The organism is Amycolatopsis sp. NPDC001319, assembly GCF_042896185.1.
Classification (GTDB): domain Bacteria; phylum Actinomycetota; class Actinomycetes; order Mycobacteriales; family Pseudonocardiaceae; genus Amycolatopsis.
This window is the reverse complement of record NZ_JBIAWY010000008.1, coordinates 124774-137203: the sequence shown is the minus strand read 5'-3', so window position 1 is coordinate 137203 and position 12430 is coordinate 124774. Positions and strand designations below refer to the sequence as shown.

At 70.9% G+C, this 12430-nt stretch carries 11 protein-coding genes; 2 read left to right on the top strand and 9 right to left on the bottom strand.

The window, feature by feature from the left end; translation table 11 throughout:
- Window positions 1-40: 40 nt before the first annotated feature.
- A complete protein-coding gene (locus ACFY1H_RS29430) occupies window positions 41-1000 on the top strand; it encodes a chitinase (protein WP_386951579.1) in 960 nt (319 codons plus the stop codon).
- A 90-nt stretch (window positions 1001-1090) separates the two neighbouring features.
- A complete protein-coding gene (locus ACFY1H_RS29425) occupies window positions 1091-1975 on the top strand; it encodes a MarR family transcriptional regulator (protein ID WP_386951576.1) in 885 nt (294 codons plus the stop codon).
- A gap of 204 nt (window positions 1976-2179) precedes the next feature.
- Here ACFY1H_RS29425 and ACFY1H_RS29420 read toward each other — a convergent pair whose 3' ends face one another.
- The 9 genes from ACFY1H_RS29420 to ACFY1H_RS29380 all read right to left on the bottom strand — a co-directional run bounded on the left by ACFY1H_RS29420 (window position 2180) and on the right by ACFY1H_RS29380 (window position 12403).
- Window positions 2180-2401 carry a hypothetical protein gene (locus ACFY1H_RS29420; protein WP_386952173.1) on the bottom strand — a complete coding sequence of 74 codons (222 nt, stop codon included), beginning with the start codon at window positions 2399-2401 and terminating at the stop codon, window positions 2180-2182.
- Window positions 2402-2547: 146 nt separating this feature from the next.
- Window positions 2548-3156, bottom strand: a complete 609-nt coding sequence (locus tag ACFY1H_RS29415) for a TetR/AcrR family transcriptional regulator (RefSeq protein WP_366586273.1) — start codon at window positions 3154-3156, stop codon at window positions 2548-2550.
- Entirely contained in the window at window positions 3156-3995 is an 840-nt protein-coding gene (locus tag ACFY1H_RS29410) for an SDR family oxidoreductase (protein WP_386951573.1), read from the bottom strand. The genes ACFY1H_RS29415 and ACFY1H_RS29410 overlap by 1 nt, the downstream gene beginning before the upstream one ends.
- 8 nt (window positions 3996-4003) lie before the next feature.
- The gene (locus tag ACFY1H_RS29405; protein ID WP_366586275.1) at window positions 4004-5170 is read right to left on the bottom strand and encodes an acyl-CoA dehydrogenase family protein; all 1167 of its coding nucleotides are present in this window, start codon (window positions 5168-5170) and stop codon (window positions 4004-4006) included.
- Window positions 5167-7134 carry a biotin carboxylase N-terminal domain-containing protein gene (locus tag ACFY1H_RS29400; RefSeq protein WP_366586277.1) on the bottom strand — a complete coding sequence of 656 codons (1968 nt, stop codon included), beginning with the start codon at window positions 7132-7134 and terminating at the stop codon, window positions 5167-5169. Before ACFY1H_RS29400 ends, ACFY1H_RS29405 begins: the two co-directional genes overlap by 4 nt.
- A 10-nt stretch (window positions 7135-7144) precedes the next feature.
- On the bottom strand, window positions 7145-8746 hold the full coding sequence (locus ACFY1H_RS29395; RefSeq protein ID WP_366586280.1) for a carboxyl transferase domain-containing protein: 1602 nt from the start codon (window positions 8744-8746) through the stop codon (window positions 7145-7147).
- Window positions 8743-9891: an acyl-CoA dehydrogenase family protein gene (locus ACFY1H_RS29390; protein ID WP_386952170.1), complete on the bottom strand. Its 1149-nt coding sequence runs from the start codon at window positions 9889-9891 to the stop codon at window positions 8743-8745. The genes ACFY1H_RS29395 and ACFY1H_RS29390 overlap by 4 nt, the downstream gene beginning before the upstream one ends.
- Window positions 9891-11615, bottom strand: coding sequence for an acyclic terpene utilization AtuA family protein (locus ACFY1H_RS29385; protein WP_386951569.1), 1725 nt, complete (start codon window positions 11613-11615; stop codon window positions 9891-9893). Before ACFY1H_RS29385 ends, ACFY1H_RS29390 begins: the two co-directional genes overlap by 1 nt.
- A complete protein-coding gene (locus ACFY1H_RS29380) occupies window positions 11612-12403 on the bottom strand; it encodes a TIGR03084 family metal-binding protein (RefSeq protein WP_366586284.1) in 792 nt (263 codons plus the stop codon). Before ACFY1H_RS29380 ends, ACFY1H_RS29385 begins: the two co-directional genes overlap by 4 nt.
- Window positions 12404-12430: the final 27 nt, after the last annotated feature.

The window sequence follows — 12430 nt, the reverse complement described above, 5'->3', positions numbered from 1 at the left end:
GGGCACATCGCCCTCTGTGCGCCCCACCGTTGGAGGACCCATGAAACCCTTGCGCCGTCTGGCCACTGTCGCGCTCGCCGCGGGCGCCGCGCTGGCCACCACCCTCGGCCTCGCCCCGTCGGCGCTGGCCGCGCCGGACCCCGTGCTCGCTTCGCCGTACCTCTACCAATGGGGCGGGCAGACCGACCCCGCCGCGGCCATGTCGGCCACCGGCGTGAAGGCGTTCACGCTGGCCTTCATGCTGTCCGACGGCGGCTGCAACCCGAAGTGGGACGGCAACCGCGACCTGACCGGTTCGGACGCCGCCCTGATCCAGAAGATCCGCTCGGCCGGCGGCGACGTGATCCCGTCGTTCGGCGGCTGGTCGGGCACCAAGCTCGGCTCGCAGTGCGGGTCGCCGGAGGACCTGGCCGGCGCGTACCAGAAGGTGATCGACGCCTACCAGCTCAAGGCGATCGACCTCGACATCGAGAACACCGACGAGTTCGAGAACGCGACGGTTCAGGACCGGATCCTCAACGCCGTGAAGATCACCAAGCAGAAGAACCCGGGCGTGCGCGTCGTCATCACGATGGGCACGAGCCCGCAGGGCCCGACGGAGTGGGGCAGCCGCCTCATCACGCAGGCCAAGGCGATCGGCGCGAACGTCGACGTGTGGTCGGTCATGCCCTTCGACTTCTCCAGCGGTGGCGACATGGCTGCGATGACGAAGTCGGCGGTCGACGGCCTCGCCGGTCAGTTGAAGTCCGCCTTCGGCTGGAACGACGACGAGGCCTACCGGCACAGCGGCCTGTCGTCGATGAACGGCAAGACCGACAACGCCGGGGAGAACGTGTCCGTCGCGAACTTCACCTCGATCCGCGACTACGCGTCGAGCCACCACCTCGGCCGCTTCACGTTCTGGGCCACCAACCGCGACTGCAGCGGCGGCGGCGAGTGCAGCGGCATCGACCAGGAGAAGTACGCGTTCACGAAGATCGTGGCCGGGTACCAGGGCTGAGCTGCGACGGGGACCCCGCTTGCGCGCGGGGTCCCCGTTTCTTCCGGCGGATAGTAGCCATGGACATAGTATCCATGTACATTATCTTTCGTGCGCCTCAAGAACCCGACCACCGGTCACCTCGTGTGGCGGCTGTCCATGAAGTGGCGGGCGGCCGTCGACCGGACCGTGCGGCCGCTCGGCCTCACCCACGCCCAGTACTCACTGCTGGCCACGCTCACCGGCCTCGTGGTGCGTGGGGTCCGGCCGAGCCAGCGTGAGCTGGCCGACCACACGGGCCTCGAGCCGCTGCACGTGTCGAAGCTGGCGCGGGCGCTCGAACAGGCCGGCCTCGTCACCCGCCCCGCGGACCCGGACGACCCGCGCGCCGTACGGCTCGACCTCACCGCGCGGGGCCACGAGGTGATCACCGAGGCGATCACTCTCGTGCGCGACCTGCACGAGGAGCTCACCGCGAACCTCGGCGGCACCCGAAGCGCGGGGACCCGCCAGTTCCGCGACACCCTGCAGACCCTGCTGGGTGACGACCCCACCGGAAGCGAGAAGACCATGACCACAGCCCGCGCCGTCGGCGGCCGCGACCTCAACCTGGCCGCCGCCGCGTCCCGTTCCCTGCTCACCACGTTGCTGGACCGCGAAGGTCTGGACTTCACGGACTACGTGGTCCTGCGGACGGTCGCCAATGGCGCCCAGCCCGCGGACACCCTGGTGGAGACCATCGCGGCGACGGCCGTCGCGCCCGCCGAGGTGGTGCGCTCGGTGCTCGACCGCCTGACGACGGCGGGCCGGCTGACGGCCGGGGACGTCATCGACGTCACCCCGGCCACGCGCGACCTGGTCGAACGCTTGACTGCGGACTCGACGGCGGCTGGTGACCGGCTGTTCGCCGGCATCGCCCCCGAGGACCTGGAGGCGGCGAAACGCGTCCTCGACACCGTGACGGCACGAGCGGGCGAAATCCGCGCACAGCTCTGACGACGGAGGCCGTTCGTGCGGGGTGGTTCGACCTCATCGTCCCAGGTCACAGGCCTGGACCATCGTCCGGCCGCGGTGTGGTTCAGCTCGTGGCCGGACCACTAACCACGCAGGACTGAAGCCCGGGGCACCAACACCCGAGCCGAGAGGCCACCCGAACGGGCGAGCGAAATCGTCACCCGTCCGTGAGGTCACCTGGTCGCCTCAGGCGGCGACGGTGATCTCCAGGGCGGCGTGCCCGGCCTCGGTCAGTTCGGCGGGCACGCGGCCCGCGGCGTCCGGTACGGCGGGGCGGATGTAGCCGCCGTGGGCGAGGTTGTGGGCGGTCATCTGGTCGCAGCAGGCGAAACCGTCGATGAAGAGGTCGGGCTCGCTGCTCGTGGTCATCTCCGCGCGGTGGGCGGCGACCGCCCTGAGCATCGCCATCGCGCGGTGCGTCAGCTCGACTGCCGCGCCTTCTGAACCGGACACCGGTACCGACCTTCTTCCTGGTGGAGCCACTTACTCGGAGTCATCGTCCGTTGGGCCGAATGTGTTAACAGCCACATCTTATTAGGCCGAAGTTGTGACGTTCACGAGGCCTCGCCGGTTCCGGACAGTCGCGTCTCCAGGGTCTGGGCCCACTCCCGCACGATCTGGCGCCGGCGGCGGGTGTCGTCGGTGAGGAGGTTGGCGAGGCCGAGGCCGCGAGCCAGGTCCAGGGTGGCTTGGACCAGCTCGCGGACCCCAGGCTTCGCCTCGTCGACGCCCAGCAGCTCCACCGTCACGCGGTGCGCCTCGCGCCCGACGCGCGCCTCCAGCGGCGCCAAGGTCGACCTCAGCTGTTCGTCGCTGGAGGCCACGGCCCACAGCTGCAGCGCGGCGCGGAACAGCGGCCCGGTGTAGAGGTTCAGCACCATCTCCACCACACCGAAGATCCGCGACGCGCCCGTCGGCAGCCCGTCGGCCTTCGTGCGCAGCTCGGTGATCTGCGATTCCCCGAGCAGCTCCACGGCGGCCGCGACGAGGTCCTCGCGCGTCGGGAAGTGGTGCTGCGCGGCGCCGCGCGACACGCCGGCGCGTTCGGCGATCACGGCCACCGTGACGCCGTGCCAGCCCCGCTCGCCGATGCAGTCCATCGCGGCCTCGATCAGCCGCCGGCGAGTGGTGCGGCTGCGCTCCTGCTGCGGTTCCCGGAGCATCAGGCCGGATCGACCCAGAAGTCGAGCTGCAGGTCCGCTTCCGACGAGCCGATCCGGTACTTCGACAGATCGGTGACGCCCTCCGCCGCGAGCACCTCGTCGTCCAGGAAGAAGTTGCCGGTCGTCGTGCGGCTGGGCCGGGTGAGGATCGCGTACGCGGCGTCGGCCATGATCTCCGGCGTGCGGCTGCGGTCGGCCAGCTCCGCGCCCACGACGTTGCGGATCGCCGCGGTGTCGATCGTGGTGCGCGGCCACAGCGAGTTCGCCGCGATGCCGTCCTTCTTGAGCTCCGCGGCGAGCCCCACCGTCACCAGGCTCATCGAGTACTTCGCGATGCTGTACGCGAGATGCCCGGCTGTGAACCACTTCTCGTCGAGGCTGATCGGCGGCGACAGCGTGAGCACGTGCGGGTTGGCCGACTTGCGCAGGTGCGGGATGGCCAGTTTGGACAGCAGGAAAGTGCCGCGCGCGTTGATGTCCTGCATCAGGTCGTAACGCTTCATGCTCACCTGCTCGGTGGGCGTGAGGTCGATCGCGCTGGCGTTGTTCACCACGATGTCGATACCGCCGAACTGCTCGACGGTCTTCGCCACGGCAGCGGCGACGCCCTCGTCGTCGCGCACGTCGCCGAGGATGGGCAGCGCCTTGCCGCCGGCCTTCTCGATGGCCTCGGCCGCTGTGTAGATCGTGCCGGGCAGCTTCGGGTGCGGTTCGGCGGTCTTCGCCAGCAGAGCCACGTTCGCGCCGTCAGCCGCCGCGCGCAGGGCGATCGCCTCACCGATGCCGCGGCTGCCGCCGGACATGATGATCGTGCGGCCCGCCAGGGATTTTTCGGACACAGTCACTCCTAGTAGGACTTCGGCAGCCCGAGGCTGTGCTGCCCGACGAAGTTGAGCACCATCTCGCGGCTCACCGGCGCGATCCGCCCCAGCCGCACCGCGGTCACGAGCGTGCCGAGGCCGTACTCGGTCGCGAGCCCGTTGCCGCCGTGGGTCTGCACCGCCTGGTCCACGGCCTTGATCGCGGCCTCCGCGGCGGCGTACTTGGCCATGTTGGCCGACTCGCCCGACGCGAAGTCGTCGCCGGAGTCGTAGAGCGAAGCCGCCTTCTGCGTCATCAGCTTCGCCAGCTCCAGCTCGATCTTGATCTGCGCCAGCGGGTGCGCCAGCCCCTGGTGCGAGCCGATCGGCGCGCCCCACACCCGGCGCTCGTTGGCGTACGCCACGGCCTTGTCGAGCGCGTAGCGCGCGGTGCCGAGCGAGAACGACGCGCCCATGATGCGTTCGGGGTTCAGCCCGGCGAACAGCTGCGCGATCGCCGCGTCCTCCTCGCCCACCAGCGCTTCGGCCGGCAGGTGGACGTCGTCGAGGAACAGCCCGAACTGCTTCTCCGGCGAGACCAGGTCCATTTCGATCTGCTTGAACTCGAAGCCCGGCGTGTCGGTGGGCACGATGTAGAGCGCGGGCTTGAGGCGGCCCGTCTTCGCGTCCTCCGTACGGCCGACCACGAGCACCGCGTCGGCCTCGTCGACGCCGGAGATGAACACCTTCCGTCCACTCAGGACCCAGTCGCTGCCGTCGCGGCGCGCGGTGGTGGTGATCTTGTGCGAGTTGGACCCGGCGTCGGGCTCGGTGATGGCGAAGACCATCTTCTTGCTGCCGTCGGAAAGCCCCGGCAGCCACTGCTTCTTCTGCTCGTCCGTGCCGAAGCGCGAGATCACCGTGCCGCAGATCGCCGGCGAGACGACCATGAGCAGCAACGGCGAGCCGGCGGCCGCGAACTCCTCCAGCACCGCGGCGAGATCGGCGATGCCCGCTCCCCCGCCGCCGTACTCCTCGGGCAGGTTCACGCCGAGGTAGCCGAGCCGGCCGGCCTCGTCCCACAGCTCGTCGGTCTTCTCGCCCGAGCGGGCCTTCTTGGAGTAGTACTCGTGCCCGTACTTGCGCGCCAGTTCCGAAGCCGCCTTGCGCAGCGCCACGCGCTCCTCGGGCTCGACGAAGTTCATCGCGTTCATGCTTGCTCTCCCACCACAGCTTCTCCCACCACAGCCAGAATCGTGCCGACCTCGACCTGCAACCCGACCTCCACCGGCAGCTCGGTGACCACGCCGTCGGCGGGGGCCGCGATCCGGTGTTCCATCTTCATCGCCTCCAGCCACAGCAGCGGATCCCCCGCCGCCACGGCGTCGCCCACGCCCACCGCGAGCCGCACGACCGTGCCCGGCATCGGCGCGACGAGCGAGCCCGCCGCCAGCGCCGCCGAGGGGTCTGCGAACCGCGGCTCGGCCGTGAACGTCACCGCACCGAGTGCGGAGTCCACAAAGGACTGTCCGTCGTTACGCGCGACGGTGAACGTGCGCCGCAGCCCGGCCACGTCGAGCACCACCCGGCCCGGCTCCGCCGAGACCAGCCGCACGTCGTCGAACCCCTCGGCCCGCAGTCCGTCTCGCGCGAGCGAGTACCGGACCTCGTGGGTCGTGTCGCCGCGTGTGAACACCTTGCGCTGGCTCGCCGAACGCACGTTGCGCCAGCCGCTGGGCAGGCGGCCCAGCGTGGTCGCGGCCGCGCGGTTGCCGGCGGCGTCGGCCAGTGCGGCGGCGAGGGCGGAGAGCTTCTCCGCGTCGCCGCCGACCAGCGGTTTCGCCAGGGTGTCGAGGCCGTGGCGGTCGAAGAACGCCGTGTCGGTCTCGCCCGCGAGGAACGCGTTGTGGCGCAAGATGTTCACGAGCAGGTCGCGGTTGGTCACCACACCGTGGATCTTCGCGCCGGCCAGCGCGGTGGCGAGCCGGCGGGCGGCCTCGTCACGGGTCGGCGCCCACGTGATCACCTTCGCGAGCATGGGGTCGTAGTGCACGCCGACGACGGACCCGCTCTCCACGCCCGAGTCGAGCCGCAGCCCGGCGCCGTGCGTGAACTCGCGGTCGACGCCCGGCACCTCGAAGGTGTGCAACGTGCCGCTCTGCGGCTGCCAGCCCGCGGCCGGGTCTTCGGCGTAGAGCCGGACCTCGATCGAATGCCCTTGCGGCGCGGGCGGTTCCGGCGGCAGCTTCGCGCCCTGGGCGACGGAGAGCTGCAGCGCCACGAGGTCGAGGCCGGTGACGTTCTCGGTCACCGGGTGCTCCACCTGCAGACGGGTGTTCATCTCGAGGAAGTAGAACCGCCCGTCCGGCCCGGCGAGGAACTCGACCGTACCGGCGCCGACGTAGTCGATGGCCTGCGCGGCCTTGCGCGCCGCGTCGAACAGTTCCGCGCGCATGGCTTCGTCGACGAACGGCGACGGGGCTTCCTCCACCACCTTCTGGTGCCGGCGCTGGATCGAGCACTCGCGCTCCCCCACCGCCCACACCGTGCCGTGGCTGTCGGCGAGCACCTGCACCTCGATGTGGCGACCCGTCTCGAGGTACCGCTCGCAGAACACCGTCGGGTCGCCGAACGCGGACCCGGCCTCGGCCCGGGCGCTCTCGACGGCCTCGGCGAGCTCGCCCAGCTCCCGGACCACGCGCATGCCGCGGCCACCGCCACCGGCGGAAGCCTTGACCAGCAACGGCAGATCGGCGTCCGTCACCGAGGCCGGGTCCAGTTCGGACAGCACCGGCACGCCGGCGGCGGCCATGATCCGCTTCGACTCCACTTTGGAGCCCATCGTCTCGATCGCCGCGGGCGGCGGGCCGACCCACGTGAGGCCGGCGTCGAGCACGGCCCGCGCGAACGCGGCGTTCTCCGACAGGAACCCGTAACCCGGGTGCACGGCGTCGGCGCCCGCGTCGGCCGCGGCCTTCACGATCAGCTCCGCACGCAGGTAGGTGTCGCCGGGTGCGTCGCCCGGCAGGCGGACCGCGACGTCGGCCTCGCGCGTGTGCGGGGCGGCCGCGTCGGCGTCGGAGAACACGGCCGTCGTGCCGATGCCCGCGTCGCGGCAGCTGCGGAACACCCGGCGGGCGATCTCGCCCCGGTTGGCGACCAGCAGGTTGTGGATCACGACTGCACCCCTACATCCGGAAGACGCCGAAGCCACCCTCGGCGCCCTTCACTGGTCCGTTGTGGATCGCCGACAGGCTCAGGCCGAGCACCGTGCGGGTGTCGCGCGGGTCGATGATGCCGTCGTCGTAGAGCATGCCCGAGAGGAACATCGGCATCGACTCGGCCTCGATCTGGTTCTCGACCATGGCCCGCATCGCCGCGTCGTTCTCCTCGCTGTAGTCCTGCCCGCGGCTCGCGGCCGCGGCACGAGCCACAATGGACAGCACGCCGGCCAGCTGCGCCGGGCCCATCACCGCCGACTTCGCGCTCGGCCAGGCGAACAGGAACCGCGGGTCGTAGGCGCGTCCGCACATGCCGTAGTGCCCGGCGCCGTAGGACGATCCCATGAGGACGGACAGGTGCGGCACCTTCGAGTTCGACACCGCGTTGATCATCATCGCGCCGTGCTTGATGATGCCGCCCTGCTCGTACTCCTTGCCGACCATGTAGCCGGTGGTGTTGTGCAGGAAGACCAGCGGCGTGTCGATCTGGTTGGCCAGCTGGATGAACTGCGCGGCCTTCTGCGACTCTTCGCTGAAGAGCACGCCCTGCGCGTTGGCGAGGATGCCGACGGGATAGCCGTGGATGTTCGCCCACCCGGTGACCAGGCTCGACCCGTAGAGCGGCTTGAACTCGTCGAAGTCGGAGCCGTCGACCACCCGCGCGATCACCTCGCGCGGGTCGAACGGCACCTTGAGGTCGCTCGGGACGATGCCGAGCAGGTCCTCGGGGTCGAACAGCGGGTCCGCGTAGTCCGGCTGCGGGGCGGGCCCCTGCTTGCGCCAGTTGAGCCGCTTGATGATGCTGCGGCCCAGCCGGATCGCGTCCTGCTCGTCGGCCGCGAGGTAGTCGGCCAGGCCCGAGGTGCGGGCGTGCATCTCGGCACCGCCCAGCGACTCGTCGTCGGACTCCTCGCCGGTCGCCATCTTCACCAGCGGCGGCCCGCCGAGGAACACCTTCGCGCGTTCCTTGACCATCACCACGTAGTCGGACATGCCCGGCAGGTACGCGCCGCCGGCGGTCGAGTTGCCGAAGACCAGCGCGACGGTGGGTACCTTCGCGGCCGAAGACCGCGTGATGTCACGGAAGATCCGCCCGCCCGGGATGAAGATCTCCTTCTGCGTCGGCAGATCCGCCCCGCCGGACTCGACGAGGTTGATCACCGGCAGGCGGTTCTGCGCCGCGATGTCGGCGGCGCGGAAGCTCTTCTTCGTCGTCCACGGATTGCTCGCGCCGCCCTTGACCGTCGGGTCGCTCGCGGAGATCAGGCACTCCACGCCCTCGACGACGCCGATGCCGGTGATCACGCTCGCGCCCACGCGGTAGTCCGACCCCCACGCGGCCAGCGGCGAGAGCTCCAGGAACGGCGAGTCCTCGTCGATGAGCAGCTCGATCCGTTCGCGGGCCAGGAGCTTGCCGCGCTTGCGGTGGCGCTCCACGTACTTCTCGCCGCCGCCGGCCACGGCTTTGGCGTGCTCGGCGTCGATCTCGGCGAGCTTCTCGAGCATGGACTCACGGTTGGCGGCGAACTCGCCGGCCCGGGTGTCCACAACGGACCTCAGTGCGGTCATGCGGTGTATCCCAATCGCTTCGCGGCCAGGCCGGTGAGGATCTCGGTGGAGCCGCCGCCGATGCCGAGGATGCGGACGTCGCGGTAGTGGCGTTCCACTTCCGACTCGCGCATGTAGCCCAGCCCGCCGTGCAGCTGCACGGCTTCGTTGACCACCCATTCGGCGGCTTCGACGGCGGTGTTCTTGGCGAAACAAGCTTCGGCGATCACTTCTTCGCCGGAGACATGGCGCACGGCGGTCTGGCGCGCATAGGTGCGGGCGACGTCGGTCTTGCGCGCCATCTCGGTGAGCTTGTGCTGCACGACTTGCCGCGAGATGAGCGGACGGCCGAACGTCTCGCGCAGCCGGCACCAGTCGAGCGTGAGGTCGAGCGCGCGCTGCGCGTGGGCGTAGGCCTGCACGGCGAGCGAGAGCCGCTCGGTCACGAACTGAGTGGCCACCTGCGCGAACCCGCTGTTCTCGGCGCCCACGAGGTTCTCCACCGGCACCCGGACGTCCACGTAGGACAGTTCGGCGGTGTCGGAGGCGGCCCAGCCCATCTTCTCCAGCTTGCGCGACACCGTGAACCCGGGCGTACCGCGTTCGACCACCAGCAGGGAGATGCCGTGCGCGCCCTCGCCGCCCGTGCGGACGACGGTGGTCACGAAGTCGGCGCGGCAGCCGGAGGTGATGAACGTCTTGGCGCCGTTGACCACGTACTCGTCACCCTCGCGCACGGCGGTGGTGCGGATGCCGGCGACGTCGGACCCGCCGTCCGGTTCGGTGACGGCCAGCGAACCGATCTTCGTGCCCGCGAGCGTCGGACGCACCCAGCGTTCGACCTGCACCGGATCGCCGGCCTCGGCGATGTGCGGCACGGCGATGCCGCAGGTGAACAGCGACGCGAACAGGCCACCGGAGCCGCCGGCGTAGTGCATCTCCTCGGCGACCACGAGCGCGTCGAGGTAGTTGCCGTCGCCGCCGCCCACCGACTCGGGGAACGCGACGCCGAGCAACCCGAGGTCCCCGGCCTTGCGGTGCAGCTCGCGCGGCAGCTCGCCCGCGCGTTCCCAGTCGTCGAGGTGCGGCAGCACTTCCTTCTCGACGAACCGCCGCACGGTCGCCCGCAGCTTTTTGCGCTCCGGCGTCGCGAACGGGTCCACGATCACAGCAGCGCCTCCGGCACGTCGATCTCACGCGCCCGCAGCCATTCGCCGAACGCCTTGGCCTGCGGGTCGAACCGCGCCTGCGAGGCCACGCCCTCGCCGAGGATGTCCTCGACCACGAAGTTCATCGCCCACAGGTTCGGCAGCAGGTGCCGTTTCACCGGCAGCTGGGCGGTTTCCGGCAGCAGCAGCCGGAACTCGGTGACGGTGAGCCGGTGCACGAGCCAGCGCCACGCCTCTTCCGAGCGAACCCAGACGCCGAGGTTGGCGCTGCCGCCCTTGTCGCCGCTGCGCGCGCCGATCACGCGCCCGAGCGGGACGCGGCGCACCGGCCCGTCCGGCAACGGCTCGGGCAGCGCGGGTTCGTCCACTTCGGTCAGTGCGAGGGTCTTGGTGGCCGGCGCGATGTCGATACGTCGACCGTCGGCCGGCACCGCCACGTGGGGCACCTCGGCAGCGTCCACGAAGGCCGCCGAGTACACGCCGTACGGCGAGGCGTCCGACGGCGGAGCGGTCACGTGGAAGCCGGGGTAGCTCCCGAGCGCCAGCTCCACCGCCGCGCCGCTGAACGCGCGGCCGGCGATCTTCGGATCGGCGTCCTTCACCGCGACGTGCAGCAGTGCGCTGGCCTGTTCCTCGGTGTCGGCGTCGCCGTGGTCGGTGCGCGCGAGCGTCCAGCGGACCTCGGCGGGCGGCTTCCGTTCGAGCGCCGTCTCCAGCTGCTCACGCACGAGCGCGGCCTTCTCCTCGATGTCGAGGCCGGTGAGCACGAACGTGGTCTCGTTGCGGAACCCGCCGAGCCGGTTCAGCGCGACCTTGAGCGTGGGCGGCGGGGCCTCGCCGGTCACGCCGGTGATGCGCACGCGGTCGGGGCCGTCCTCGGCCAGCGTCAGCGTGTCGAACCGCGTGGTGACGTCGGGGTTGGCGTAGCGGGCGCCGGTGATCTCGTACAGCAGCTGTGCGGTGACCGTTCCGGTGTTCACGACGCCGCCGGTGCCAGGGTGCTTCGTGATGACACTGGACCCGTCGGCGTGGATCTCGGCGATCGGGAACCCGGGCACGCCGATCGGCTGCTCGCGGAAGAACGCGTAGTTGCCGCCGGTCGCCTGGGTGCCGCACTCGATCACGTGACCCGCGGCGACGGCGCCGGCCAGCGCGTCGTAGTCCTCACGCGTCCAGCCGAAGTGCGCGGCGGCGGGCCCGACGATCACCGACGCGTCGGTGACGCGGCCGGTCACGACCACGTCGGCACCGGCGTTCAGGCACTCGACGATGCCCCACGCACCGAGATAAGCGTTGGCGGTCAACGGGCTGCGTTCCTGCGGGGTACCCGCACCCAGGCGAAACCCGAGCTCGTCGGCGCGCCCGATCAGGTCGTCGCCCTCGACGTGCGCGATCCGCACGTCGACGCCGAGCTTCGCGGCCAGCTCCCGCAACGCCGTCGCCAGGCCCGCGGGGTTGAGGCCACCGGCGTTGGCGACGATCTTCACGCCCTTTTCCTTGGCCAGCGCCAGGTTCTCCTCCATCTGGCGCAGGAAGGTCTTGGCGTAGCCGCGTTCGGGGTCCTTCATCCGGTCGCGCCCGAGGATGAGCATCGTCAGCTCGGCGAGGTAGTCGCCGGTGAGCACGTCGAGCGGCCCGCCGGTGAGCATCTCGCGCACGGCGGAGAACCGGTCGCCGTAGAAGCCCGACGCGTTCCCGATCCGGATCGGTTCACGGCTCATGCGAACTGCCCCGGCTTCCGGCCCGCACCGGGCGGGCCGGCGAAGGCCTGCGCGACGGTGAGCCACTCCTCGACGTCGGCGCCGGTCGCGACCAGGTCGGTGTCCGCGGGGTGGCGCCGCTGCGTGATGACCAGGCAGAAGTCCACGGCGCTGCCGGTGAGGCGCTGCTCGGCGTCCTCGGGCCCGAACGCCCACGTCGTGCCGTCCGGCGACGCCAGCTCCACGCGGAACTCCTCGGGCGGCGGGGCGAGCGAGTTGAGCTTGTACGCGAAGTCCCGCGTGCGCGTGCCGAAGCGCGCGATGTGCCACAGGCGGCCGGTCGGCCGGCGGGTGAGCCCCAGCGCGTCGAACACGTCCTGGCCGTGGGCCCACGTCTCCATCATCCGCGCGGTGGCCATGGACGCGGCGCTCATCGGCGGGCCGTACCACGGCAGCTTCTGCCCGGCCGGCACGGCGGCCAGCGCCTCGGACAGCGCCGTCCGCCCGGCGCGCCACTGCGCGAGCAGCTCGTCCGGCGGCGTCGCGGCGCCTTCCTCGGCGGCGAGGTCGACGTAGTTCTCCCCCACGCTCAGCAGGTGCTCGACCTCGGCCGGCCACTCCTCGGGCCGGGCCGCGGCGATCAGCGCCTTCGAGTCCGTCCAGGCCAGGTGGGCGATCTGGTGCGCGACCGTCCACCCTTCCGCCGGCGTCGGCCTGGCCCACCCTTCGGCCGGCAGCCCGGCCACCACGTCGTCGATCGCCTGCGATTCGGCCGCGAGATCCCCGAGGATCACGCCGAGATCAGCCATCCTGCGCCTCCGTGCGTCTGCGTGAGT

Excerpts from the sequence above, each read along its gene's own strand:
- ACFY1H_RS29430 (WP_386951579.1), top strand. The coding sequence starts at position 41 with ATGAAACCCTTGCGCCGTCTGGCCACTGTCGCGCTCGCCGCGGGCGCC.
- ACFY1H_RS29380 (WP_366586284.1), bottom strand. The coding sequence starts at position 12,403 with ATGGCTGATCTCGGCGTGATCCTCGGGGATCTCGCGGCCGAATCGCAG.
- ACFY1H_RS29420 (WP_386952173.1), bottom strand. The coding sequence starts at position 2,401 with ATGGCGATGCTCAGGGCGGTCGCCGCCCACCGCGCGGAGATGACCACG.
- ACFY1H_RS29385 (WP_386951569.1), bottom strand. The coding sequence starts at position 11,615 with ATGAGCCGTGAACCGATCCGGATCGGGAACGCGTCGGGCTTCTACGGC.
- ACFY1H_RS29405 (WP_366586275.1), bottom strand. The coding sequence starts at position 5,170 with ATGAACGCGATGAACTTCGTCGAGCCCGAGGAGCGCGTGGCGCTGCGC.
- ACFY1H_RS29395 (WP_366586280.1), bottom strand. The coding sequence starts at position 8,746 with ATGACCGCACTGAGGTCCGTTGTGGACACCCGGGCCGGCGAGTTCGCC.
- ACFY1H_RS29415 (WP_366586273.1), bottom strand. The coding sequence starts at position 3,156 with ATGCTCCGGGAACCGCAGCAGGAGCGCAGCCGCACCACTCGCCGGCGG.